The sequence below is a fragment of the Ruegeria jejuensis genome, from assembly GCF_041537905.1.
Taxonomy (GTDB): Bacteria; Pseudomonadota; Alphaproteobacteria; order Rhodobacterales; family Rhodobacteraceae; genus Ruegeria_C.
The window spans coordinates 25002-49857 of the sequence record NZ_JBGRUO010000023.1; the positions used below are offsets into that span (position 1 = coordinate 25002).

Consider the following 24856-nt stretch of genomic DNA (forward strand, 5'->3'; position numbering starts at 1 on the left):
CTGACTCGATCGGATCGGATCGCGGTTGTCGGTGGACAGGTGAATTAGGGCGAAGAGCCATGTTTCATTGGATGGCAAGCCCGACCGCAAAGCGCGGACCCCGCCTCCGCGCCTTTGCCTTCAAGCGTTGCCTTTAAAGGCCCAGGACACGCATTTGTTGCGACATCTGGTGGTATGAACCGTCAACATGCCGCTTGATCACCTCAACGGCCCGCTCGGCATCATTGGCGCGAAAGGCATCAATCAACTCGCGGTGTTCGCGCTTGATGGCCTCGAAGCGGGCCGGCTTGATGCTCAGCTTGGCGCCATGAACATTCAGCGCCCGCCGCAGGTTCTGCCACATCTCGGCGGCTTGCTGGTTGTAGTGCCGCTTGCAGATGGTGCGATGGAACTCGGCATCCAGCTTGCGGAACAGCACAATATCAGGGGCCGCGCTCTGCTCGATCTGTTCCTGTATCGCTTCCATCTCATCAATCATTTCCGAGGGCGCAAATTCAGCGAACCAGCCGACAAAGTAGGGCTCCAGCAGCTGCAGGATCTCGAAAATATTCTGGATGGTGTTGGCGTCGGCCTTGCGGATCGTTGCCCCGCGATTTGGGCTGATATCCACGAATCCTTCACCTTGCAGACGCCGCAGAACTTCGCGCACGGGGCTGGTACTGACGCCGTAGCGCCGCGCCAGTTCAGCGACCTTCAAACGTTGCCCGCCTTCCAGCACACCGCCGGAAATGTCTGACAAAACGGCCTCGTACAGCGAGGATTCAGTGTCGCCGGATTTGTCGATGGCATTCATATCAGTCCACGTCTCAGTCTGGGCCAGCCCTGCGGGATACGCATTGCTGTGTCCCGACGAAACTAGGGGAGTTTAGACGGGAGTTCCAGCTTTTTGACCAACCGATTCCGCTTCTTTGTGATATTAAATGAAAAAAATAATATACGATTTGAGAAATTTGATGATATCAATATCGGAAAGAGACTCGCTGATCCGGGGGATACCTTGCCCAGAATTGCATCCATTGAACCGCTTTTGGTCCGCGTTGGTCATCGCAACCAGCTTCTCGTCAAGGTCATGACCGAAGACGGGACCGTCGGCTGGGGAGAGTCAGGCATGTCCTCGCGAGAACGCTCCGTCGCGGCCACAATCTCGCACTTTGCGGATTTCCTCGTCGGGCAGGATTCGCGCAGGATCGGGCGCATCTGGCAAGAGGCCTATCGCAGCCAGTATTTCGAGGGTGGGCGCGTTCTGACGGCGGCGATCTCGGCCATCGACATCGCGTTGTATGATATTCTTGGAAAGCAGCTTGAGGTGCCTGTTTATCAACTTCTTGGTGGACGCCAGCGCGATACGGTGCCCAGCTTTGCCAGTTGCATGGGCACCAGTGCGCAGGAGTTGCTGGACAAGGCGCGCATTCTGGTCGAGGCCGGTTGGGATTGCATACGGATCTACCCATCGAATTTCGACAATGGCGGGATCTATGATCCACGTGCCTCCTTGTCCGGAACCGCCGAAGAACTGATTGCGATCCGCGAGGAATTTGGCCGCGCGATCACGCTGGGCATCGATTTACATCACCGGTTTTCGGTTGCCGAAGCCGCAAGCTTTTGCCAGATGCTGCCGGTGGGCACGCTGGACTTTCTCGAGGAACCGATCCGCAGCGAAACACCCGAAGCCTATGCGGCGCTGCGCAAAATGGTCGATGTGCCCTTTGCAATCGGCGAAGAGTTTTCTTCGAAATGGGAAGCCGCGCGTTTTCTCGAAGCGGGCCTGACGCAATACATGCGCCTTGATATCTGCAATATCGGCGGCTTCACCGAAGCGATGAAAGTCGCTGGCTGGTGCGAGCGGCATTATGTCGATCTGATGCCGCACAACCCTTTGGGGCCAGTCTGTACCGCCGCGTCAATCCACATGGCGGCTGCGGTCCCGAACTTCAGCTGGATTGAAACCCGTCAATCCTGCGTCGAACAGGATCTGGGGTTTCACGACCCCCGGATCTTCCCGGTTCAGGTTGAAATGGACGGACCCGTCTATGTCGTGCCTGACGCGCCCGGATTGGGGGTGGAGGTGGACGAGGATGTCGCACGGGCGGTCATCCCGGACCACGTCGAGTCTCCCCATCTGCGCAGGCCCGATGGCTCCGTGACCAACTGGTGACTTTGACAAGGATCGACTTTGCCGAATGAGGAGGAAGTAATGAGGACGTTCAAAGGATACAACAGGATGCGCCAAGCGGGCGCACTTGTGCTCGCCGTGGCCTGCGCCATCCCGGCCTGGGCCTTCGAGGAGGCGCCTGATCTTGCGGCGAAAGTCGCCGCAGGTGAGCTGCCACCGGTCGAGGAACGCCTGCCCAACGAACCAATGGTCATGGAGACGCTCGACAGCATAGGCGAATACGGGGGAACCCTGCGCCGTGCAATCCTGGGCGGCGGTGACCAGCACAACATCCTGCGTCAGGTCGGTACCGAATTGCTCGTCCGCTGGAGTCCTGATTGGAGCGAGGTGCAGCCCAACATCGCCGAAAGCTGGACCGTATCCGATGATGCAACAACCTATACGTTCAAGCTGCGCGATGGCATGCGCTGGTCCGATGGCGCCCCCTTTACGGCCCACGATATCATGTTCTGGTATGAGGTGTTCCTCGACGAACGGTTAACCCCTTCGAAACATGCGAATTTCGTTGACGCGGGCGGCCCGGTCAAAGTGACGAAAATCGACGACACGACGGTCGAGTTCAAATTCAGCGAGCCCAACGGCCTGTTCATCCAGAACCTCGCCTATGGCTTCGGCTACCCGCCAGTGGTTTATGCAAAGCACTATCTCAGCCAGTTCCATGCTGATCATAACCCGGATGTGCAGGCGCTGGTTGATGCCGAACCGGCTGCGGCGGATTGGGTCTCGCTATTCAACCTCAAGGCCGGCCCGATGCACACGCCGCTGTTCTGGCAGAACCCCGACCGTCCAACGCTGCACGCCTGGAAGGTCAAGAACGCCTATGGCTCGACCGACCGCGTGGTGGCCGAGCGTAACCCCTATTTCTGGAAAGTGGATGAGGCCGGGAACCAGTTGCCCTATATCGACGGGCTGACATGGGATCAGGTCGAAGACCCTGAATCGATCCTTCTCAAGGCGTTCAATGGCGAGATCGACTATATGGCGCGTCATATCGGTCGTCCCGTAAATCTCGCGGCGCTGACCGACAACAAGGAACGCGGTCAATATGGTTTCTTTCAGGTCGGTGACATTCCCGGCAGTCAGACGGCGATCCTGCTGAACCTCAACAACCCCGATCCGGTCAAGAATGAGATCGTCAACAAGTTCGAGTTCCGGCAGGCGCTGAGCCACGCCATGGACCGCGAGGAAATCAATGATCTAGTCTATCTCGGTGCCGGGCGGCCGGTCCAGACTGCGCCCCACCCCAACGCGCCGTTTTATAACGAGGAATGGGCCACGCGTTACACCGAGTTCGATCCGGACCTGGCCAATGAACTGCTCGACGGTATCGGGCTCGATCAGCGCGACAGTGATGGGTATCGCCTTGGGCCGGGTGGCGAAAGGTTCACGCTGGTCTTTCTGGTCGCGGACGTGTTCGGCTGGCAATATCCCGATGTTGCAGAGCTGATGGCGGGCTATGCCAAGGATGTCGGGCTGGACTTTCAGATCCGCGCCTCGGACCGCTCCCGCCTGCAGGAGATCGCTTCGGCGGCCGAGCACGATGCCTATATCTGGAACTGTCCCGGCGGGCTGGTCGATGCCTATGCCAATCCGTTCTGTTACCTGCCGCGCGGCGGAGCGGTCTATTGGGCGCCCAAATGGGCAGCCTGGGGTGTCGACAACATCAAGGGGATCGAACCGCCCGACCACATCAAGGAACTGTTCACGATCTACAAGGGTGTCACTTCGACCGGCGATCCGGCCAAACAGGAAGAAGCGCTGCTGGAACTGATCGAAAAGGCAAACTCCCAATTGCTGACCATTGGTCTGATCCAAAGCAACGGCGCCTTTGGCATCGTGCGCAACAATGTGCGCAACTATGTCGACCCGATGCCGATTGCGGGTCAACTCTGGACGCCCGCGCCCTACACGGCGCAGGTCTATTTCGAGGGCGGAGCAAACCTGCCCTGACCGGTCCCGACCCCACCTTGGGCCAATGGCCCGGGGTGGGACGCTTCAATCCAGACGCTTGATCTTCAGGCTGCGATCCCGACAATCCCAGAGACCGGACACCGGCACCACCAGGAGACAGACATATGCTGGGGTTTCTATATCGCCGCATCCTTTACATGATCCCGACGGTGTTTCTGGTGTCCATCGTGACGTTCATCATTATCCAACTGCCGCCGGGCGATTACCTCGATACGCTGGCGGCAGAGCTATCGGATCAGGGCGGTCTGGACGAAGGCACGGCGCAGGCTTTGCGCGATCAATACGGGCTGGGGCAGCCGATTTATGTTCAATATTACAAATGGATGAAGGGTATCCTGCTGCACGGAAACTTCGGGCTGTCTTTTGAAAAGAACGTCCCGGTGAATGATCTGATCTGGGACCGGCTGGGCTGGACCTTTGGCATATCGATCCTGACGCTGTTGTTCATCTGGATCGTGGCCCTGCCCATCGGGGTCTATTCGGCCGTTCGCAAGTATTCATTTGGTGACTATGCGGCAACCTTCCTTGGTTTTGTCGGTCTGGCCATTCCGAACTTTCTGCTGGCACTGGTGATGATGTATATCGCGTTCAAGTATTTCGGCCAAAGCGTTGGCGGGCTGGTGAGCCCACAATATTTGGATGCGCCTTGGACCTGGGATAAATTTGTCGACCTGCTGAAGCACATCTGGATGCCGATTGTTGTGGTTGGCACATCCGGAGCTGCTGCGCTGATCCGGATCATGCGTGCCAATCTGCTGGACGAACTCTACCGCCCATACGTTACCACCGCTCGCGCCAAGGGCATGTCGGAATTTCAGCTTTTGCTCCGCTATCCGCTGCGCGTGGCGCTGAACCCTTTTGTGTCCACCATTGGCTGGATCCTGCCCACGCTGGTCTCCGGCGAGATCATCGTCGCTGTTGTCATGAACCTGCCGACAACCGGGCCGCTGCTGCTGCGCGCACTGCTCGTGCAGGATATGTATCTGGCTGGTTCGCTGATACTGATTGTCAGTTTGTTGACCGTGCTTGGCACGCTGATCTCAGACCTGCTGCTGGCGTGGATCGACCCGAGGATCAGGTATCAATGACCGCCACTCACACCTCGCCCCCGGTACCACCCCAGGATACGGGCAATGCAGTCCCCGTGCTGCTGGGTCCCTGGCAACTGACGTGGCGCAAGTTCCGGCGTCACCGCGTGGCGTATTACAGCCTATGGGTCGTGGGCCTGATCTATGTAATGGCACTGTTCGGCGATTTCCTGTCGCCCGAAGACCCCACCGACACCAACCGCCGCGGTCTGTTCGCGCCGCCGCAGGGCATCTATTTCTTCGTCGAAGACGAAAACGGCGACCGTAGCTTCCTGCTGCATGGCAAGGCCATGCGTCAGAAAATCGATCAGACCACGATGCGGCGCAGCTACGTGGTCGACCCCCGTCGCGTGATCCCGCTGGGGTTTTTTGTCGAAGGGTATGAATATGAAATCCTCGGGCTGATCCCGTCCAAGACGCATCTGTTCGGCCCGAAAGACCCTGATGATGTGATCTATTTCCTCGGGGCCGACCGGCTAGGCCGGGACGTGCTCAGCCGGATCATCGCGGGCACCAATATCTCCATGTCGATCGGTCTGATCGGTGTGCTGGTCTCGCTGGTCGTCGGTGTCTCGCTGGGCGGGCTGTCTGGGTATTACGGCGGCTGGGTCGACAACGTGATCCAGCGGTTGATCGAGTTCATCCGGTCGATCCCGACCATCCCATTGTGGATGGGGCTGGCCGCCGCCATCCCATTGGGTTGGCCACCGCTGCGTACCTATTTCATTGTCACGCTGATCGTATCAATGATCGGCTGGACCTCGCTGGCGCGGGAAGTGCGGGGCAAGTTCCTGTCTCTGCGAAGCGAGGATTTCATTACCGCCGCCCGGCTCGACGGGCTGAGCGATTGGGAGGTGATCCGCAAGCACATGGTCCCCTCCTTCTCAAGTCATATCATTGCCTCGCTCACGCTGGCCGTGCCGCTGATGATCCTTGCCGAAACCTCACTGTCCTTTCTGGGCATCGGCCTGCAACCACCAATCATTTCCTGGGGCACCTTGTTGAAAGAGGCCCAGAACATCCGGTCGATCATCGAAGCACCCTGGCTGCTGATCGGGCCCGGAACCATGATTGTGATCGCTGTTCTTGCCCTTAACTTCCTGGGAGACGGCCTCAGAGATGCCGCTGATCCGCATGCCCACTGACCTTGCCCATATGATCCCTGCGCCCGAAGGCCCGCCGCTGATCGAAATGCGCGGGCTCAAGACGCATTTCTTTACCGAAGATGGCGTCGTCAAGGCGGTCGAGGGCGTTGATCTGGATATCTATCCCAATCGCACGTTATGCATTCTGGGCGAAAGCGGGTGTGGCAAGTCGATCATGGCCCGCTCGATCCTGCGTATCGTCGATGCTCCGGGCCGGATCACGGCGGGCAGTATCCTCTATCGCGCGGCGGATGGGCGCACCGTTGACCTGGCCAAGGCCCGCCACGGATCGCGGGAATTGCGGGAAATCCGCGGTCAGGACATCGCGATGATCTTTCAGGAGCCCATGGTCTCGTTGGGCCCGATCCAGAAAATCGGTCGGCAGATCGTCGAAACCATCCTGCTGCATCGCAATGTGTCCAAGCGCGAAGCGCGCGAAATCGCCATCGAACTGCTGGACAAGGTCGGCATCCCCAAGCCAGCGGAGCGATACGAGGCTTACCCGTTCGAGCTGTCGGGCGGCATGCGCCAGCGCGCGATGATCGCCATGGCGCTCAGTTGCCAGCCCCGGCTGCTGATCGCGGATGAACCCACGACGGCGCTGGATGTGACGACACAGGCGCAAATCCTAGATCTGATCGCCGAGTTGAAGGACGAGTTGGGCATGGGCGTGATGCTGATCACCCACGACCTCGGTGTGGTCGCCGAAGTCGCCGAAGAGGTGGCGGTGATGTATATGGGCCAAGTGGTGGAACGGGGTGACGTCTATTCCATCTTCGAAAACCCGCTGCACCCCTATACACGGGCCCTACTGAACTCTGTGCCGAGGTTGGGCGCGCCAAAACAGCGACGGTTGCCCGCCATTCGCGGTATGGTTCCTCACCCGCTTGCGCGGCCATCAGGCTGCACGTTCCGCACCCGGTGTGACCAGTTCATGCCGGGCCTGTGTGATGTCCGTGAGCCCGATCTTGTCAGGCGCAACGAGTCCGAAGTTGCGTGTTTCCTGCACACGCGCGAGGTGCCGCATGACTGACCCGATTCTGGAAATTCGCGGGCTCAACAAGCACTTCCCCACCGGAGGTGGGTTTTTTGGCAAGGCGACGGGCGTCGTGAAGGCCGTGGACGACATCAGCTTTGACGTCATCCGAGGTGAGACCTTTGGCATCGTCGGAGAAAGCGGGAGCGGCAAGACAACACTTGGACGCTGCATCATGCGCGTTTTGGAACCCAGCGGCGGGACAATCAGATTTAGCCGGAACGGCAGAGAGCCCATTGAACTGGCCGCTGCCGACAAGGCGTCGCTGACAGAGGTTTGGCGTGACATGCGCATGGTGTTCCAGGATCCGCAATCCTCGCTGAACCCCCGTCTGCGGGTGATCGATCTGGTTGGCCAATGTCTGACCAAGACCGAAGGTCTGGCGGGAAAGGACTTGGCCGAGAGGGTGTCATCATTGCTTGAACAGGTCGGGCTGCGACCGGAATACCTGATGCGATATCCCAATGCCTTTTCAGGCGGGCAGCGACAGCGCCTTGGCATCGCCCGCGCCCTGGCGACCCGACCGGAACTGGTGATTGCAGACGAGGCTGTGTCGGCGCTGGATGTCTCGATCCAGGCGCAAACCCTGAACCTGCTGCGCGATCTTCAGGAAGAGCTGGACCTGACCTATGTGTTCATCGCCCATGATATCGCGGTGGTGGAACATTTCTGCGACCGGATCGCGGTCATGTATATGGGCCAGATCGTGGAACTTGCGACAACCGAAACCCTCTTCGAAACGCCCAGACACCCTTACACCCGAGCGCTGCTGGGTGCCGTTCCCATACCCGATCCGAGGGCACGGCGGAAACGGCGCAAGACGGTCCCGATCGGTGATGGAAGCCTCGCCCGTATCGGTTGCCGTTTCGCGCCGCGCTGCCCACATGCCACCGCGCTTTGCACGACCAAACCACCGCCGCGCAAAACCATCGCTGGCGCCGATGTTCTCTGCCACCATGCGGGCGACATCTGAGCCGGACCCGAGGGGCGTCAGCAGGCCGGTTCCTCCCTGTCGGCGACGCCCCTCACCTCGAACGTTCAAATCAGGAGAGAATGACCATGAAAACCGGCCCGAACGTCATTTTGATCACCACCGATCAGCAGCGCGGCGATTGCATCGGGCTGGACAAACGCAAAGTTCGCACACCGCATATCGATGCATTGGCCCGGCGTGGAACACGCTTTGAAACCTGCATCACGCCGCATCCCATGTGCCAACCCGCGCGTGCCTCGATCCTGACGGGCAAACTGCCCTATTCCCATGGCGTACGGGATAACGGGCGCAATCTGGACCCGACGATCGGCCAGCAAGGGCTGGGCGGGATGTTCTCTGACAACGGCTATTCCACGCACTTCATTGGCAAGGCGCATTTTGCCACCAACGAAACCTTTGCCCCGACCGGAACGCCGGAATGCTATCACAGCACTGCGGATTTCCCGGCCGATTGGGGTGGCGGCTATTTCGGTTTCAACGACGTCCAACTGATGTTGCGGCCCCATCATCACTGTGTCTGGTCCGATGCGCCATACACGTTGCATTATGAAAATCATCTCGACGCAGATGGCGGTGGACGCGCGCGCTGGCAAAAAGCGAGCGAAAACGTGGCCCCTGAGACAACACATTTTCAGGCCTGGCGGTCAGCACTCGACGACAAATGGCACTCCTCGCCCTGGATCGGGGATCAGGCCATAGATCTCATCGATCGCAAGGGCGCCGATCCGTTCTTTGCCTGGATCTCATTTCCTGACCCGCATCCCCCCTTTCTTGCCGCCGCGCCCTGGTCGACGATGTATGATCCGGACGAGGTCGACATCCCCAGACACCGCACCCTTGATCTGGATCGCCGCCCCTGGTGGCATCGCGCGTTCCTCGAAAACCCGGTGCGGCGAAACCTCAAGCGGCCGCATGCGGCGCAGGGTCAGGACTGGGGCGCAAGTACCACATTGACCGAGCGGCAGCTGCGCGACATCACGGCAATCTACTACGGAATGATCTCCGCCATCGACCACCAGGTTGGTCGCATCGTCGCGGCCCTGTCCAAAGCGGGCCAACTGGACAACACGATCATCGTCTTCACCAGCGATCACGGAGAATGGCTTGGCGATCATGGGCTGCTTCTGAAAGGGCCGATGCTCTATGATGGGCTTCTGCGCGTCCCCCTCGTGATCGCAGGACCAAATCTGCCCACTGGGCGCGTCGTCGCCGACCCGGTCTCAACACTTGATCTGCGCTCAACCTTTGCCCAGCTGTGCGAGATCAATGCCAGCCCCGACAGTGGGTCTTCGCTTGTTCCGGTTGTGAACGGTCGGGAAACCCGCGAATTCGCGCTCAACGAATGGGAGGTGGACGCTCGAAGAAGCGGCATAAGCCTGGACCTGCGAACCATCCGAACGGTCCGCCACCGGATGTCGACTGACAGACAGACGGGAACCGGCGAACTCTACGACTTGCGGAATGATCCTGATGAAATGCACAACTTATTTGATGACCCCGCCGCCAAGGCGATCAAAGACGAAATCTTCGAAATGCTCCGTCAGCGCCCAAAGGACATCATCGAAGCCTCACCACGCGTCGGTTGGCACTAGCTAACCGCAGGAATTTGATCGGCTGCTGGATGCCCGTCATGGGCCGCCAAAGAACCTGTTGCAAGGTTTCGAGAATTGACCAAACGGGAAAGCTCCGGGCGTGTGTTGACCTTCGCGGATCATGTACACAATTTCGATTCCGCAGACCGCCATCGCGGCTGAAGCGAAGGCCCCAGCTCTGAATCTGGTGAAGCGTTTGGATCCCCCAACGCGATCCAAATGTCATTGCGGTGCTAGCCATGGCCACATCCTGATCGTTGATAAGTTCAAAAATGAATCCCTTCGGGTTTTGATCTTACAATATCGCCAGATTTCCTCGAATGTCGCGGCGCAGCAAATAATCCGCTGCATCGCAGCATAATTCTTGAGCGAGGGCCATTCCTAGCGCCAAATTATTCACCAGACAGCGGGTTTGTGCAGGCAAGCCGTTGACAGTACCCCAGCCGCTCACCTTACCTGACTAGGTGATAGAAGAGCTCTGAGTGCGCGCCACAGAAGGTGACGCATCGGGTGATGGCAGCGTCTGCTGCAATGACCCAGAAAATCACAACATACGCGACAACGGCGTTGCGACCACCCCCTGAGCGAGCCTCCCTTCGACGCTGTTCGCGTCACCTCGGCTATGTGCAATACACCAATGCAAGAGGACTTCCATGTCATATGTAACACCGGTCGAGTTTTCGGCCCAAATGGTCGATGCCGGCGCTAAAAAGGCGCTTATGTCAACCAAAGACACGTTGATCCGCGCCTATATGGCCGGTGCGATCCTGGCGCTTGCTGCCGCTTTCGCTGTGACAATATCCGTTCAAACCGGGCATTTCATTATTGGCGCGCTGCTTTTCCCGGTTGGGTTTTGTACGCTTTACCTGCTCGGATATGACCTTCTGACAGGCGTGTTCACGCTTGTTCCTCTCGCGGTGATCGACAAGCGCGCGGGTGTTGACATGAAGGCGCTGTGGAGAAACTGGGGTCTTGTCTTCCTCGGCAACTTCGCGGGGGCGATGACAACGGCAATTTTCATTACCATCACTCTGACAATGGGCTTCACTCAGGAACCAAATGCGGTTGGGCAGGCCCTTATGAATATCGGCCATAACCGAACGGTAGGTTATGCCGAGGCTGGTGCGGGCGGTATGCTGACGCTCTTTGTGCGCGCTGTGATGTGCAACTGGATGGTGTCGACCGGCGTGGTTGCTGCGATGATGTCGACCTCTGTTCCGGGTAAGGTCATTGCGATGTGGATGCCTATCCTGATCTTCTTCTACATGGGGTTCGAGCATTCGATCGTGAACATGTTCCTATTCCCCATCGGCCTTCTGATGGGCGCGGATTTCACCTGGGGCGACTACCTGCTCTTTAACGAGATTCCGACCGTCGTTGGCAATCTTGTTGGTGGTCTGACCTTTGTGGGCGCGATGCTCTATTCGACTTACTACAAGACCAGCCCCTCCCGTGGGCCCCAGGAAGTAGCGGCCGAGTAAGTCCGACAGCCAAACCGACCAATCGCACAGCCAAAGCGCTGTGCGACCCTCACTTCTGGATGCAGCAAACACGCAAACCCATGCCGAAAGACAGTTCCGCCCATAACGACCTGGTCGTCGAACTCGGTCAGTATTCTCAGATCGGCTCGAAGGGGCAGAAGAACCAGGATTTCTTTGGTGCCCTGGTGCCAAGCGGCAGCGCGTTGCGTCTGAAAGGAGTGTCACTGGCGGTGGCAGATGGGATCTCGCCCAGCCCGGTCAGTCACGAGGCGGCCGAGATTTCGGTGAAGAGCCTTTTGACCGACTATTATGACACGTCGGACGCCTGGAGCGTGAAGACTGCTGCCAGCAACGTAATCTCTGCGACCAATGCCTGGTTATATGGCATGAACCGTCGCGCAATGCCCGAGCGGGCAGAACTGGGACATGTCTGTACCCTTTCTGCACTGATCCTGAAAGGCCGTAAGGCGCATATCCTTCATGTCGGTGACAGTCGGATCTGGCGTGTGGCGAAGAACAGTCTGGAGCCTCTCACGCAGGATCACGTCAGGTTTCGGCCGGGCGGCGCGCCGCAACTGAGCCGGGGCCTCGGGCTCGACGAAACAGTTTCTATTGAATATCGCGAGATGCTGTTGCAGCCGGGCGATGTCTTTCTTCTGACCACTGACGGCGCGCACGAGCATTGGCAACCAGAGCTTGTCCTCGCCACAATTGATAAGGCAGAGAGCCTGGATGCCGCCGCCCAAGCCATTGCCGAAGCCGCCCGCGCGGTCGGCAGCAAAGACGATCTGACCATTCAGATCGCGCGGATTGCCGCACTGCCCCAGGGCAATCCAATGGCAGACACAGTTGCATTAGATTTGCCGCTCTTACCCCTGCCGAACCCGGGAGATGTGCTCGACGGGTTCCGTATCATCCGCAAAATCCATGAGAACAACCGTAGTCATATCTTTCTGGCCATAGCAGCCGACGGTCAGAAGATTGCGTTGAAGATGCCTGCGAGCGAGACGAAATCCGACCCCCTCTACAGGCGGTTATTCCTGATGGAGGAATGGATCGCCCGGCGCCTGTCTTCGCCTCATGCCGTGCGAGCCGCTGCTGCGCCCGAGCGACGTTCAGGACTCTATGTCGTGACGGAATTCATCGAAGGCCAAACTCTGCGTCAATGGATGCGAGACAACCCCCACCCCACTATGGAAGAGGTGCGCGACCTGGCGATCCAGATGATCCGCGGCCTACGGGCCTTTCACCGTAAAGATATGATTCATCAGGATTTTCGGCCTGAGAACTTGATGATCGACCACGATGGAACGGTGAAGATCATTGATCTGGGATCAACCCGGGTTAAGGGCGTTGAAGAAGGTCAACCCTACGCGAACACTGCGGTCCTTGGAACACTGCAATATACAGCGCCGGAGTACTTCGTCGGAGATCCGGTCGAGGCATTCTCTGACCAGTTCTCGCTCGGTGTTGTGTTGTATGAGATGTTGACCGGGCGCTTGCCTTACGGCGCGGACGCCGCCCGCGTCAGCAGTCGGCGCGACAGAGCGCGGTTGAGCTACCGGCCATCGGCCGACGGTGCAAACGCAGCCCCTTATTGGATTGATGATACCCTGCGCCAGGCCACGCATCCGCTGAGCCAACATCGCTTTGCCGCTCTTTCCGAACTAGAAGCTGCGCTGCACGCGCCCCCGCCCGGCAGCCGCAGCTACGCGCAGCGCCCTCTCGCAGAACGCAATCCCGTAAGATTCTGGCAAGGTATTTCGGCAGCGTTTTTTGTATTCCTGCTGATCCTGTTGGCGCGCCCCTGAGAGTCACCAAACCTGAAAGAGAAGGAGCAAACATGGATATGATTACTCAAATAGTGACCCGCGAGGATGTCACTGCAATGATCATTCAAGCAAAGAAACAGGCGGGGCTCACCTGGGAGGGCATCGCCGAGACCATCGGAATGTCACCTGTCTGGACTCACTCGGCCGCAATGGGCATGAACGCCATGCCTGCCGAAAAAGCCGACGCGTTTGTTGGGGCGCTCAGTCTGCCGCCCGAGGCATCTGCGGTCTTGCAAGAAAGCCCAACAAAGATATGGGAACAGACCGTTCCAACCGATCCTTGCATTTACCGCTTTTACGAGATCGTCGGCGTTTATGGCCCGACGCTCAAAGCGCTTATTCATGAGAAGTTCGGAGACGGCATCATGTCAGCGATTGATTTCGACATGACGGTGGTTCGGGTCGAAAATCCAAAAGGCGACAGGGTGAAGGTTGAAATGTCAGGTAAATATCTGGCGTATAATTCATGGTAGTTCGCTGACGAGTGCGCCCTCGGATGGTTTTCAACTGAGCCTCAACAAATCAATCCTGTGTCGCCATCCTGCGGATAGTGTTTTCAGCCCCGTCTTGCATGAACTTGGCCAGTTGGGCCGTAACCGCGTGTTGCCACGTCTGGTTCTCGCGAAGAGCCGCAGGACATAGGCCAGGCAGGGCCAATCGGGCCTTTACGACAGTCCATGGATCCTCGCCAAGTCCAGGCCGTCGCAGTTCGTCTGCTCTGGGGTCACGCAGATCATAAGCTTCGCCCCCGTCGGTCGACCCGAATGTGTAGCGGATCCAGGCTGCCGTCGCCAAGGCGAACGTATCTATCGGTTGATCTTTCTCCAGGGCTTCGGCGGCGGGCGCGAAGATGCGCTGTGGCATCTTCTGGGACCCATCCATGGCAATTTGGTAGGTTTCGTGCGCCAGGTGCGGATTGCGGAACCGGTCTTCCAACTCGGCGGCGTAGCTGGAGAAATCCACGCCGGGTAACGGGTCAAGCGTGGCAGAGGCGGCCAGCAGATGCCTGCGCAAGAGCGTTACCAGATTCGCATCCGCCATCACATCACGGACATACCGGTGCCCGGCGAGGAAACCGGCATAGGCCAGCAGTGAATGGGTTCCGTTCAACATGCGAAGCTTCATGTTCTCGTATGGTCGCACATCCGGCACAAAGATCGCGCCGCCCGCTTCCCATTGTGGCCGCCCGGTTGGAAAGTGATCCTCGATGACCCATTGGCGAAAGGCTTCGGTCTCGATCGCTGCTTTGTCCCGCCGGCCTACCATTTCTTCGGTCAACACCAGCGTTTCTTTGGTGCGAGCCGGGGTGATCCTGTCAACCATGGTGGAGGGAAACGCCACATCGCTGGCGATATGGTCAGTCAGGTCCGGCGTCGAGTGCCGTGCGAAATCCATCAGCAGACCGCGCAGCAAAGAGCCATTTTCTGGCAAATTGTCACAGGAAAGCACGGTAAAAGGTGCAATGCCCGCCGCACGCCGTTTGCCCAGAGCCCAGACTAACAGACCGGCAAGGCCTTGCGGCTGGTTCGGATCCTCTAGGTCTGCATCTATCGCCGGATGCGTGCGATCAATGCCACCGGTTGTCCGGTCGATCCCATAGCCTTTTTCGGTGACGGTAATCGAAACGATCCGGGTCGCCGGTGCGATCAGTGCATTCAGCACGGCGTTGCGGTCGGTTTGCAGGCAAAGCGTTGCCGCAAATGCGCCGATCACACGGGGTCGGCTGCCTGTGGCGCTGCGGTCGATAACAGTGTAGAGCCCGTTCTGCGGGACCAACTCCACTGCAGGCGCCTCACTGCGGAGGCTGACGCCGATGATGCGCCAGTCACCACCCAGTGCTGCCAATGCGTCATCGGTGTACACCGCCTGATGCGCTTTGTGGAACGCACCCAGGCCAATATGGACGATGCCCGGACCATGGGCGTCGCGAGAATAGCCGGGCCGCTGTACCCCGTCCGGCAGTCCTTTCGTCGTTGTCAGCCTGATGGTCATTGCACGGCGGCACAGTGCTGCAACCCGGCGATAACACCGCGCAGCTCTGCCAAGCCTTTGAGGCGGCCGATCGACGGGTAGCCGGGCTGCGCCTTGCGGCCAAGGTCATCAAGAATGTCCTGGCCGTGATCCGGGCGGAAGGGGATTGAGCAATCGGCCCTCCCATCGGATTGGCGGCGGGTCTCTTCGCGCAGGCACGCGGCAAGCAGCGATACCATGTCGGTATCGCCGCCGAGATGTTCATCCTCGAAGAAAGAGCCCCGAATATCGGGTGTTTCGCGCGTGACGTTGCGCAGATGCAGGAAATGCACCCGGTGGCCAAGCCGATCCATCATGCCAGGCAAGTCGTTATCAGGCCGCGCGCCAAGCGACCCGGAACACAGGGTGATGCCATTTGCGATGTGGTCAACGGCCTGCATGACGGCGGCATAATGTGCCTCGGTTGACATGATGCGGGGCAACCCCAGAAGAGGCACGGGCGGGTCATCCGGGTGACAACACAGCCGCAGGCCAAGCTCTTCGGCGACCGGGACCACTTCTGTCAGGAAATCAACAAGGTGGGTGCGCAGCCGGTCCTCGCTGACTTGCGCATACTCGGCGATGTGCTTGCGTACATCCTCAAGACTGAAGTTCTCGGCCGCGCCAGGCAGACCGAAGACCACGTTTTTGACCAGTTCCGAGCGCCGGGCGTCGCTCATCCCTAAAAATCGTTTGGATGCGGCCTCTCGCAGGGCCTCGTCGAAATCATCCTCTGCGCCGGGGCGCGCGAGTATGTGCAGGTCAAAAGCAGCGAAATCCGTCAGGTCAAACCGCATGCAGGTCGCGCCCGAGGGGCGGCGCCAGGAAAGATCGGTGCGCGTCCAGTCCAACACCGGCATGAAATTGTAACAGACCACCTCGATTCCGGCGGCGGCGAGGTTGCGCAAACTCTCCTTGTAGGCCGCGATATGCGCGCGCCAGTTCCCCTGCTGTTTCTTGATGTCTTCCGAGACCGGCAAACTCTCCGCCACGTCCCAGGTCAGCCCCGACGAACTGCCATCCTTCAGACGACCGATCTCGCGCTGTCGCTTTTCTATCTCTTCAAGCGGCCAGACGGTGCCAGTGGGCAAATGGTGCAACGCCGAGACTACCCCCTCGACACCGGCCTGCAAGGTATCGTCAATGGATACCAGATCTCTGGGTCCGAACCATCGCCAAGTCTGCTTCATCCAGCACCTCCCGAGTCGTGTGTTTCCTTCTATCATCAAATAATTCTGCTGACTAGTATGGAAGTATGGTAGATGAGTGCAGGGAGTAAGACGAATCATGACTGCGCAGAGCGTATTTTCCAGCGACCTCGATCCGTCAGCGGCGATTTCTCCGCAGATTTACACGCGCCTGCGTGATGCCATTATCCGCAACCGTTTTGCGCCGGGTGACCGGATTTCCGAGAGCGAGATTGCCAGCGCTTGCAATGTCAGCCGTCAACCTGTCCGCGAAGCCTTTATCAAGCTTGCCGGTGAAGGGCTACTTGCCATCCTGCCCCAGCGCGGCACCATAATTTCCAAGATCAGCTATACCGCCGTTCTGAATGCGCGTTTCCTGCGCGAGGCGATCGAAGCTGATATCGTCAGTATTCTCGCCACGCATCCCGACGCCGCCGTGATCCGCGAATTGCGCGATCAGATCAAAGCCCAAACCGCCGTGGCCCAAATGGATCCTCGGGAATTCATCGAACTGGACGAGCGGTTTCACCGCACCCTGGCCGATGCCGCTGGCAAGCGCGGTGCATGGCGCCTCATCGAGGGTCTGAAATCGCAGATGGACCGGGTACGCTTTCTTTCATTGACCCAATTCCCGGTCAAGAAGCTCATCACACAACATACCGAGGTCGTTGATCGCATTGAGATCGGCGATCCGCGAGGCGCCAACGCGGCCATTCGGTGCCATCTGCGTGAGGTCCTGAGCGACCTGCCGCAGATCCTCGGGGCCAAACCCGAGTTTTTCGACATACCGGACGGGAAGATCCCGGAACCGGTCAATGCACCTTTCCAAGGAGGAGTGGAAAATGACGTTTAACTGGAAAAAGACAGTTGCCGCCGCAACCGTTGCAGCGCTGACCACCGTACCGGCACTGGCGCAGGAGATGACCCTGAAACTGGGCCACCTCGCGAACGAGGACAACCCGTGGCACCTAGCCTCGGTCAAGTTCGGTGAAGAGCTTGCTTCGCTGACCGATGGCCGCATCGCCGTGGAGGTTTTCCCCAATGAGTCACTCGGCAAGGAAATCGACCTGATCAACGGCATGCAATTGGGGACAGTTGACATGACCATCACCGGTGAAAGCCTGCAAAACTGGGCCCCAATGGCGGCACTGCTCGCCGTGCCCTATGCCTACAAGTCAATCGACCACATGGATGAGGTTGCAACGGGCGAGATCGGCGACCAGATCAAGGCGCAGATCATCGAAAAGGCACAGATCCGGCCCATTGCCCACTTCGCGCGTGGTCCACGCAACCTGACCTCGAACCGTGCAATCGCCAGCCCTGATGACCTGAACGGTCTGAAGATGCGTGTGCCCAATGTGCCGCTCTTCGTTGACACCTGGCAGGCGCTTGGCGCAAACCCCGGCCCGATGGCGTTTTCCGAGGTATTCACATCGCTTCAGAACGGCACCATCGAAAGCCAGGAAAACCCGCTTGCCCTGATCCGCTCGGCCAGCTTCTTTGAAGTGCAAAGCCACGTGAATATGACCGAGCATGTGCGCTCCTGGATCTATCTGACCATCGCGGAATCCACCTGGAACAAGCTCAGCGCAGACGATCAGGCCGCCGTCCTGGAGGCCGCCGCACGCGCTCAAGCTTATGAGCGTGAACTCTTTGACCAGTCCATCGCGGCTGACCGAGCCTTTCTGGAAGAAAAGGGCATGACTTTCGTTGAAGTCGATGGTGCTGCTTTTCAAGCTGCTGCAAAGGACGCGGTGCTCTTGAATGTCAATGACGAGATCAAGCCGATCGTCGAAGGCCTGTTCTCGGAATAGTCCGGGACAAACGCACAAACCGGCTCCGCTTCATCGCGGGGCCGGACCTTCTTCAACTCCGAGGTCCCAAGTGAAAAACGCTGACAGGATCATCCATCTGGTGACCCATCTGGCCCAATGGGGCACGGGGCTTTCATTTGCCGTGCTGATCGCTGCGGTGCTACTGCAGGTGGTGGGCCGATTGACCGGCCTGGCACCCGTCTGGACCGAGGAACTGACCCGCTACGCGCTGCTGTTCATGGTAGCGTTCGGTGCGGGGCTGGCCTTTCGATCCGGAGATCTGGTGAATGTCGATGTGGTCTGCGAAGCCCTTCCGGGCCAGGCGCCATGGGTTCTGCGATTGATTTCAGCCATCGCCAGCGCAGGGCTGGCGCTCTATCTGCTGCCACATGCCTGGCGGTATGTTTCCATTGGCAAGATGCAGACTTCTCCCGCGCTGGGTGTGCGCATGGATTTCATACACGTGACGGTCTGGCTGATGCTTGTGTTTCTGGCGATCTTCGCCACCTTGCGCGTGCTTGGCATGGTAACCGGCGCTGAGGACGGCAAGCCGGTAAAAGCGGACGAGGATATCTGAGCCATGGAGGTCACCGTCCTCTTTCTTGTCTTCGTCGGTGGACTTGTCCTTGGCATTCCTGTGGCCGTTACGCTGGGCCTGTCTTCGCTGTCCTATCTGTTGCTGGCAGGATTGCCGCCAGTGGTCATGCCGCAAAAGATGTATGCTGGCATGGATGTTTTTGTCCTTCTATCCATTCCCGGTTTCATTCTGGCCGGCAACCTGATGAACCGCGGCGGCATTACCAATCGCATCATTCGTTTCGCAAATTCGCTGGTTGGTTGGATCAAGGGCGGGCTGGGATTGACCAACATTGCCGCCTCCATGCTCTTTGGTGGTATCACCGGCACGGCTGTGGCCGACGCGGCATCCATCGGCGGTGTGATGATCCCGGGTATGAAAAAGGCGGGCTATCCGGCTGATTTCTCTGCTGCCGTTACCGCTGCATCCTCGACCGTCGGCCCAATCATTCCGCCCTCGGTACCCATGATCATCGTCGGGGCACTTTCGGGTATTTCCGTTGGGCAAATGTTCCTGGCCGGTGCCATCCCCGGCATCCTGATGGGGGTGGCGATGATGGTCACGGCTTACGTGATCGCGGCGCGCAAAAATTTCCCTCGTCAGGAATGGCAGGGCTTCGCTGAAGTCGCCCGGTCTTTTGGAGGCGCGTGCTGGGCGCTGGCAATGACCTTTCTGATCATCTACGGTCTGCTATCCGGCCTCGCCACGCCCACCGAAACTGCTGTTATCGCCTCGGTTTACGCGTTTTTCGTCGGAGCGTTCATCTATCGCGAGCTACCCATTGCCAAACTGCCCGGCATCATCGTGGAAAGCGCGGCGTCAGCGGCCGGCATTCTTGCGCTGGTGGGGTTCGCCAACGTTTTTGGATGGATTCTCGTTTCCGAGCGTATTCCACAGGCGATTGCCGATGGCGTGCTATCGCTGACCGACAACCGCATTCTGGTGATCCTGCTGATCAACCTACTGCTGCTTTTTGTCGGCATGTTCATGGAGACAATCGCCGCGCTGATCATCCTTTTTGTGCCACTCCTGTCGCTGGCGCAGGCGGTTGGGATCGAGCCGCTGCATTTCGCCACCTTTGCTGTGCTCAACCTGATGATCGGGTTGACCACGCCGCCGGTTGGCGTCTGCCTGTTCGTCTGCGCCGGGATCGCCCGGCTCCCGCTGGCACCCGTGGTGATCGCGATCCTGCCCTTCCTGTTGACCAATATCGTGGTGCTTCTTCTGGTGTCCTACATCCCGGCGCTGGCGACCTGGCTGCCGTCCCTTCTGACCAAGTGAGGTCCCGCAAGAAGAGCCCGAGCCTGCCGCTCGTATGGTCAAAACGATTCTCGCATCCAAACCAACGAACTGCCGAAAGCCAAGTCACCAAATGCAATCAACCGACTTCCGAAAACCGCGTGCCCTCGCCATGGGGCGAGGCGCGAAATCACAGACGTTCAGGTAGCGTATCGGTGTATTTGGCGGCTATTCCCGACCCGATCCGTTTAGGTTCACGGTGCCACGCTGGCCCATTTTGTTCACGGCACGCACTTCCTCAATCGTGAGGACGCTAGGCTTCAATCCCCGAGTAAGCAAAGTCAGTTTTGCTGTTTCCTCCAGTTCTTCCATTGCGAACACCGCCGCCCATAGATCTCTGCCAGCAACAACCGGTCCGTGATTGGCCAATAGCACTGCCGTGCGTTGACCGGCCAGGCCCCTTACGGCGTCACCCATGGCAGCATCTCCAGGCAAAAAGACTGGCAGCAACTTAATCCTGCCCAATCTCATGACTGAATACGGAGTAAGTGGTGGCAGCGCATTGTCTGGATCGGTTTCAGGCAGCATTGATACTGCGACCGAATGGGTCGAATGCAGATGCACAACCGCGCCGGTTCCGTTGCGGGTGTCGTAAAACGCCGTGTGCAACGGGATTTCCTTGGTCGGGCGATCTCCGCTGAGCAATTGCAGGTTAGCGTCCAGATGGCTGATGCGCGATGGGTCCAGAAACCCCATTGAACTCCCGGTTGGTGTCATCAGTAGTGTACCATCGGACAGACGGGCCGAGATATTGCCGGATGCGCCGCAGGTGAGCCCCCGGTCAAACAGGGATTTCGCCAGAACACAGATTTCTTCGCGCAGCTTGGCTTCTTCGCTCATGCGGATTGCTCCATTTTGGCCAGCGCATCGGCAAAGAAATCCTGATCTCCGAAATTGCCGGACTTAAGCGCAAGCGCAATCGGGTGGGCATGCACCAGGCACAGCACAGGCACACCGGCGGCAAGGCGTGGGCCAATTTCCAAGGCCTGCGCTCTGAGCCCTTTGACCGCCGCGCCCGAGGTTTCACCCCCTGCCACGACAATCCTGCGCGCGCCTTTTGCAGCCAGTTCAGCAGATAAATCGGCAAAGAGGGTCTCAATGGCAACCGCGGCACGATCCGTTCCGAAGGTATCTTGTGCCGCCTTCACCACGTCCGGTTTGGCCGAGGAATAGATCAACGGGGGAACCGCTTGCACCATTGCCCACCCGGCAAGCTCGTGTGCATTGACAGTCCCGTTCACGGCCTCTGACGCGGTGATTTCGCGATGCGGCGCCTGTTCTTTGTAGACTTCGACCTGTTGCCGCGTGGCCCGGCTGCACGACCCTGACAGAACAGCTCCGGGGCCTTCTATGGCGCTCCAGGATGGTTCGACCGGGGCGATATCGAAGTTTGCGGGCAGCCCCAAGGCAATGCCAGAGCCGCCGCACAGCAGTAGCGCGCCCTTGGCCGCTTTACCAATCTCAAACAGATCTTCATCTCGGATCGCATCCACGATGGCGTATCCCTCCATCGGCAATGTGGCGCGAATGGCCGCAGCGCCGCGCATGACTGTCAAAGCTCCCACGTGACCGACAGGTTTACTGGATTGTGCCGCCAGAACCCGCCTCAAATCCGCGTCTCGCATAGGGGTAAGCGGATGATCCTGCATGCCGCTTTCGCTTAGCAGCTTGTCCTGAACAAACAAATGACCCTGATAGACGCTGCGCCCGTTCTCGGGGAAAGCCGGGCAGACGATCACGCCTTCCGCACCCAGCCGATCCGACAAGGAATCCAGAACCGGACCGATATTGCCGTTGGCGGTGCTGTCGAAAGTCGAACAGACTTTGAACACGATCTGTTCAGCCCCCTGCGCCAACAACCAGTCGCACGCCGCGAGGCTGTCTCGAATGGCATCATCAGCCGGCGCAGTACGGGATTTCAGGGCCACAACTCCGGCGTCCAGATCGCTGTTTGCGGCGTTTTTGGGGACGCCGATGAACTGGCACACACGCATTCCGGCCTCAGCGAGAGTCAAGGCGATGTCGGAGGCCCCGGTGAAATCATCGGCAATGACACCAATTCTCATATCTTGATCTCTTTCAGCGGGCCGGGGTCAAGCCGGTGGATGTGCGGGGCCACCCCAACGGGGAACACCTCTCGCACAAGAGGGTCGTGGCCGGGAATGATCAGCGTGGGATGGGACGCCAGACGCTCCAGAGTTTCAAACCCATCCAGCATGTCCTGCATATCGACCACGATGGGAAAGGCTTTGCGCGCCATGAAGTTCTCGTAATAGTGCGAGGCATCCGAGGCCAAAACCACCCATCCTGCCGCAGTTCTCACCCGCACACATTGAAGCCCGCGCGAGTGCCCGCCGATGCAATGCACCGTCACCCCGTCGGCAATCTCTGCATCCCCGTCGTGGAAGACCACCTTGCCAGAATAAAGCCGCTGCACAGCCTCACAGATGTGACCAGCGGTGAAAGGCGCGCGCAGGTGGCCATCGCACATACAGGGACCGGTGGCGAAATTCATCTCGGCCGCTTGCATATGCAGCGTGGCATTCGGGAACAGATGCAGCCCCCCGGCATGATCATAATGAAGATGCGTTATGATGATCTGGCTAACCGCTTCGGGGGTGATGCCCAATGGGCGCAGTGCCTCGCGCGGGTCCATTGCGATGGGGCGACCACGCGCAGCACCTTCTTCCGCGTCATAGCCGGTGTCGACCAACAGCACCTCATCCCCACGCTTCAGAACCCAGATGTAGTAATCCATCGCATGGGGCGCGTCGTGGTTGTCGTCGATGATGAAACTGTCCGCTCGGGTTCGGGCATTGCGCTCGGCGTATTTGACCGCGTGGATTTCCCAATCGCTCATCGGATGACCTCGGCGTATTGATGAACAACCTTGGCAGCGATCATCGCCGCCACGGCTCTATCGAAGGACTTGAAATGCGTGCTTTCAAGGTGGGCATCGAAAGCCGCGCTGTCATCATAAATCTCATACAGGAACACCGTATTCGGGTCTTGCCCGAGGCAGACATCGAATTGTTGACAGCCCGGTTCGTCGCGCAAGGACGATGCCGCGTTTTCCACCATCAAGGGCAAGAAGGCGTCGCGCAAACCGGGCTTCAGGGTGAAGGTGACAGTTACAGCAAACATTAGGCAGACCGTCCTTTCAGGCGTAAGAAAGCGCGTTTGGCGACGGGCAATTGGCTGAGGATCAACCCAGTATTCAGCACCAGCAGAATGGCGGCACCGGGGCGCGAAAAGAAGACCGACAAATCCCCATCCGACAAGAACAGCGAACGGCGGAAGGTTTCATCAAACAATCCGCCCAGAATGACGCCGATCACCAGCGGTGCGATGGGGTATTTCATCAGGTTCATGAAATAGGCCACGGCCCCGACACCCAGCATCAGGTAAAGATCATTGATACCTCCCCCCACGCTGAAGGACCCGATGGTCGTCAAAACCATCACGACAGGCAAAAAGATGGTCTGCGGAATGGCCAAGATCTTGATGAAGACCCGCGCCGTGAACAGCCCCATCAGGAACATTGTCAGTGAGGCCATCACAAGGATCGCGACAACGCGCAGGATGATCTCGGGGTCTATGGTCGGCCCCGGGATGACGTTGTTGATCTTGAAAGCCCCCATCAAAGCCGCTGCAGGTGGCGAGCCGGGAATGCCCAACACCAAGAGCGGAATCAGCGCTCCGCCGATACAGGCATTGTTTGCCGTCTCAGAACACAGCAGACCTTCCAAGGACCCGCGGCCGAATTTCTCACCTTCGGCCGAGACGGTTTTGCCGACGCCGTAACTGACCCAGCCCGCGACATCCTCACCTACGCCCGGAAGTGCCCCGACACCGGTCCCGATCACTCCGGACCGGCCAATGGTGGGCAGATAGCGACGAATTGCGCTGAGATTTGGCAGGATACGGCCTTTCAGAGCTAGGACCTTTCCCGCCTCGACATGGCGCAACCCGTCGATGATCTGCGGAATGGCAAAGGCACCCATCAGAACGGGAACAACCTGAAACCCGCTCAACAGGTAGGACCAGCCAAAAGTGTAGCGGGGTTCAGACAATAGCGGATCCAGCCCGACCATGGACATCGCAAGCCCGATCAACCCGGCGATCCACCCCTTGATTACCAGGTCCTCGCTCATCAGCGTACCCGACAGCAGGATACCGAACAGCGCCATTAGTGCCTTTTCCGGGCTGGCGATGTTCTTTGATACCAACAGCAACGCCCAGACAAAGATCAGCAGCGTCAGCGTACCGATCACGGTCCCAATAAAGCTGGCTGTTGTGGTAAGCCCCAACGCTTCGCCACCGCGCCCTGCCTTGGCCAAAGGATAGCCATCCATGGCCGTCGCCGCGCTGGCCGCTGTGCCGGGAATGTTCAGCAGAATGGATGGGTATGACCCGCCATAGATTGCACCAACATAAGCCCCCAACAGGGCGATCAGCGAATAATCCAACGGGATTTTATTGCCGAAAAACCCGGTCAGGATCGTGACGGCCAGCGTAGCCGTCAATCCCGGCAGTGCCCCGAAAGTGATGCCAAGAAACACTGACACAATCAGGTACAGGTAGCTCAGCGGATCGCCGGCCAAACCTGCCAGAGCGGACCCAAAACCGGCCAACTGAGCAAAGATGAAATCCATTC

At 58.7% G+C, this 24856-nt stretch carries 22 protein-coding genes; 14 read left to right on the forward strand and 8 right to left on the reverse strand.

The annotated features are described in order from the left end of the window. Positions 1-133: 133 nt before the first annotated feature. Positions 134-793 carry a GntR family transcriptional regulator gene (locus AB1E34_RS21105; RefSeq protein WP_372574291.1) on the reverse strand — a complete coding sequence of 220 codons (660 nt, stop codon included), beginning with the start codon at positions 791-793 and terminating at the stop codon, positions 134-136. Between the two features lie 234 nt (positions 794-1027). On the opposite strand from AB1E34_RS21105, the gene AB1E34_RS21110 reads away from it, so the two are divergent. From AB1E34_RS21110 to cynS, 10 genes are all read left to right on the forward strand, one after another. Further along, positions 1028-2155 carry a mandelate racemase/muconate lactonizing enzyme family protein gene (locus AB1E34_RS21110; RefSeq protein WP_372574292.1) on the forward strand — a complete coding sequence of 376 codons (1128 nt, stop codon included), beginning with the start codon at positions 1028-1030 and terminating at the stop codon, positions 2153-2155. A gap of 39 nt (positions 2156-2194) precedes the next feature. Next, entirely contained in the window at positions 2195-4123 is a 1929-nt protein-coding gene (locus AB1E34_RS21115) for an ABC transporter substrate-binding protein (RefSeq protein ID WP_372574293.1), read from the forward strand. 125 nt (positions 4124-4248) lie between these two features. After that, a complete protein-coding gene (locus AB1E34_RS21120; protein WP_372574294.1) occupies positions 4249-5232 on the forward strand; it encodes an ABC transporter permease in 984 nt (327 codons plus the stop codon). Further along, a complete protein-coding gene (locus tag AB1E34_RS21125; protein ID WP_372574295.1) occupies positions 5229-6377 on the forward strand; it encodes an ABC transporter permease in 1149 nt (382 codons plus the stop codon). Before AB1E34_RS21120 ends, AB1E34_RS21125 begins: the two co-directional genes overlap by 4 nt. Then, positions 6352-7410: an ABC transporter ATP-binding protein gene (locus AB1E34_RS21130; protein ID WP_372574296.1), complete on the forward strand. Its 1059-nt coding sequence runs from the start codon at positions 6352-6354 to the stop codon at positions 7408-7410. The genes AB1E34_RS21125 and AB1E34_RS21130 overlap by 26 nt, the downstream gene beginning before the upstream one ends. Beyond that, positions 7403-8386, forward strand: coding sequence for an ABC transporter ATP-binding protein (locus tag AB1E34_RS21135; RefSeq protein ID WP_372574297.1), 984 nt, complete (start codon positions 7403-7405; stop codon positions 8384-8386). The genes AB1E34_RS21130 and AB1E34_RS21135 overlap by 8 nt, the downstream gene beginning before the upstream one ends. A gap of 86 nt (positions 8387-8472) precedes the next feature. Continuing rightward, a complete protein-coding gene (locus AB1E34_RS21140; RefSeq protein ID WP_372574298.1) occupies positions 8473-9999 on the forward strand; it encodes a sulfatase family protein in 1527 nt (508 codons plus the stop codon). A 653-nt stretch (positions 10000-10652) separates the two neighbouring features. Next, entirely contained in the window at positions 10653-11480 is an 828-nt protein-coding gene (locus tag AB1E34_RS21145; protein ID WP_372574299.1) for a formate/nitrite transporter family protein, read from the forward strand. Positions 11481-11560: 80 nt separating this feature from the next. Then, on the forward strand, positions 11561-13291 hold the full coding sequence (locus AB1E34_RS21150; RefSeq protein WP_372574300.1) for a bifunctional protein-serine/threonine kinase/phosphatase: 1731 nt from the start codon (positions 11561-11563) through the stop codon (positions 13289-13291). Positions 13292-13323: 32 nt separating this feature from the next. Further along, complete coding sequence (gene cynS / locus AB1E34_RS21155) at positions 13324-13785, forward strand: cyanase (protein WP_372574301.1); 462 nt, start codon at positions 13324-13326, stop codon at positions 13783-13785. Positions 13786-13834: 49 nt separating this feature from the next. On the opposite strand, the gene AB1E34_RS21160 is transcribed toward cynS, so the two are convergent. Together AB1E34_RS21160 and uxuA are read right to left on the reverse strand one after the other, a co-directional pair. Continuing rightward, positions 13835-15304, reverse strand: coding sequence for a mannitol dehydrogenase family protein (locus AB1E34_RS21160; RefSeq protein WP_372574302.1), 1470 nt, complete (start codon positions 15302-15304; stop codon positions 13835-13837). After that, positions 15301-16512 carry a mannonate dehydratase gene (uxuA, locus tag AB1E34_RS21165; protein WP_372574303.1) on the reverse strand — a complete coding sequence of 404 codons (1212 nt, stop codon included), beginning with the start codon at positions 16510-16512 and terminating at the stop codon, positions 15301-15303. The genes AB1E34_RS21160 and uxuA overlap by 4 nt, the downstream gene beginning before the upstream one ends. Positions 16513-16609: 97 nt before the next feature. Between uxuA and AB1E34_RS21170 the strand changes: the two genes are divergently transcribed. From AB1E34_RS21170 to AB1E34_RS21185, 4 genes are all read left to right on the forward strand, one after another. After that, entirely contained in the window at positions 16610-17362 is a 753-nt protein-coding gene (locus AB1E34_RS21170) for a GntR family transcriptional regulator (RefSeq protein ID WP_372574304.1), read from the forward strand. Further along, entirely contained in the window at positions 17352-18323 is a 972-nt protein-coding gene (locus AB1E34_RS21175) for a TRAP transporter substrate-binding protein (protein WP_372574305.1), read from the forward strand. Before AB1E34_RS21170 ends, AB1E34_RS21175 begins: the two co-directional genes overlap by 11 nt. Before the next feature lie 70 nt (positions 18324-18393). Continuing rightward, positions 18394-18900, forward strand: coding sequence for a TRAP transporter small permease (locus tag AB1E34_RS21180; protein WP_372574306.1), 507 nt, complete (start codon positions 18394-18396; stop codon positions 18898-18900). A gap of 3 nt (positions 18901-18903) precedes the next feature. Continuing rightward, a complete protein-coding gene (locus AB1E34_RS21185) occupies positions 18904-20181 on the forward strand; it encodes a TRAP transporter large permease (protein WP_372574307.1) in 1278 nt (425 codons plus the stop codon). Positions 20182-20367: 186 nt separating this feature from the next. On the opposite strand, the gene otnC is transcribed toward AB1E34_RS21185, so the two are convergent. Genes otnC through AB1E34_RS21210 form a run of 5 tightly spaced genes read right to left on the reverse strand, consistent with a single transcriptional unit; the run spans position 20368 to position 24854 of the window. Then, entirely contained in the window at positions 20368-21039 is a 672-nt protein-coding gene (gene otnC, locus AB1E34_RS21190) for a 3-oxo-tetronate 4-phosphate decarboxylase (RefSeq protein WP_372574308.1), read from the reverse strand. Next, positions 21036-22265: a 3-oxo-tetronate kinase gene (gene otnK, locus AB1E34_RS21195; RefSeq protein ID WP_372574309.1), complete on the reverse strand. Its 1230-nt coding sequence runs from the start codon at positions 22263-22265 to the stop codon at positions 21036-21038. The genes otnC and otnK overlap by 4 nt, the downstream gene beginning before the upstream one ends. After that, a complete protein-coding gene (locus AB1E34_RS21200) occupies positions 22262-23059 on the reverse strand; it encodes an N-acyl homoserine lactonase family protein (protein ID WP_372574310.1) in 798 nt (265 codons plus the stop codon). Before AB1E34_RS21200 ends, otnK begins: the two co-directional genes overlap by 4 nt. Further along, the gene (locus AB1E34_RS21205) at positions 23056-23343 is read right to left on the reverse strand and encodes a putative quinol monooxygenase (RefSeq protein ID WP_372574311.1); all 288 of its coding nucleotides are present in this window, start codon (positions 23341-23343) and stop codon (positions 23056-23058) included. The genes AB1E34_RS21200 and AB1E34_RS21205 overlap by 4 nt, the downstream gene beginning before the upstream one ends. Then, a complete protein-coding gene (locus tag AB1E34_RS21210; protein WP_372574312.1) occupies positions 23343-24854 on the reverse strand; it encodes a tripartite tricarboxylate transporter permease in 1512 nt (503 codons plus the stop codon). Before AB1E34_RS21210 ends, AB1E34_RS21205 begins: the two co-directional genes overlap by 1 nt. Positions 24855-24856: the final 2 nt, after the last annotated feature.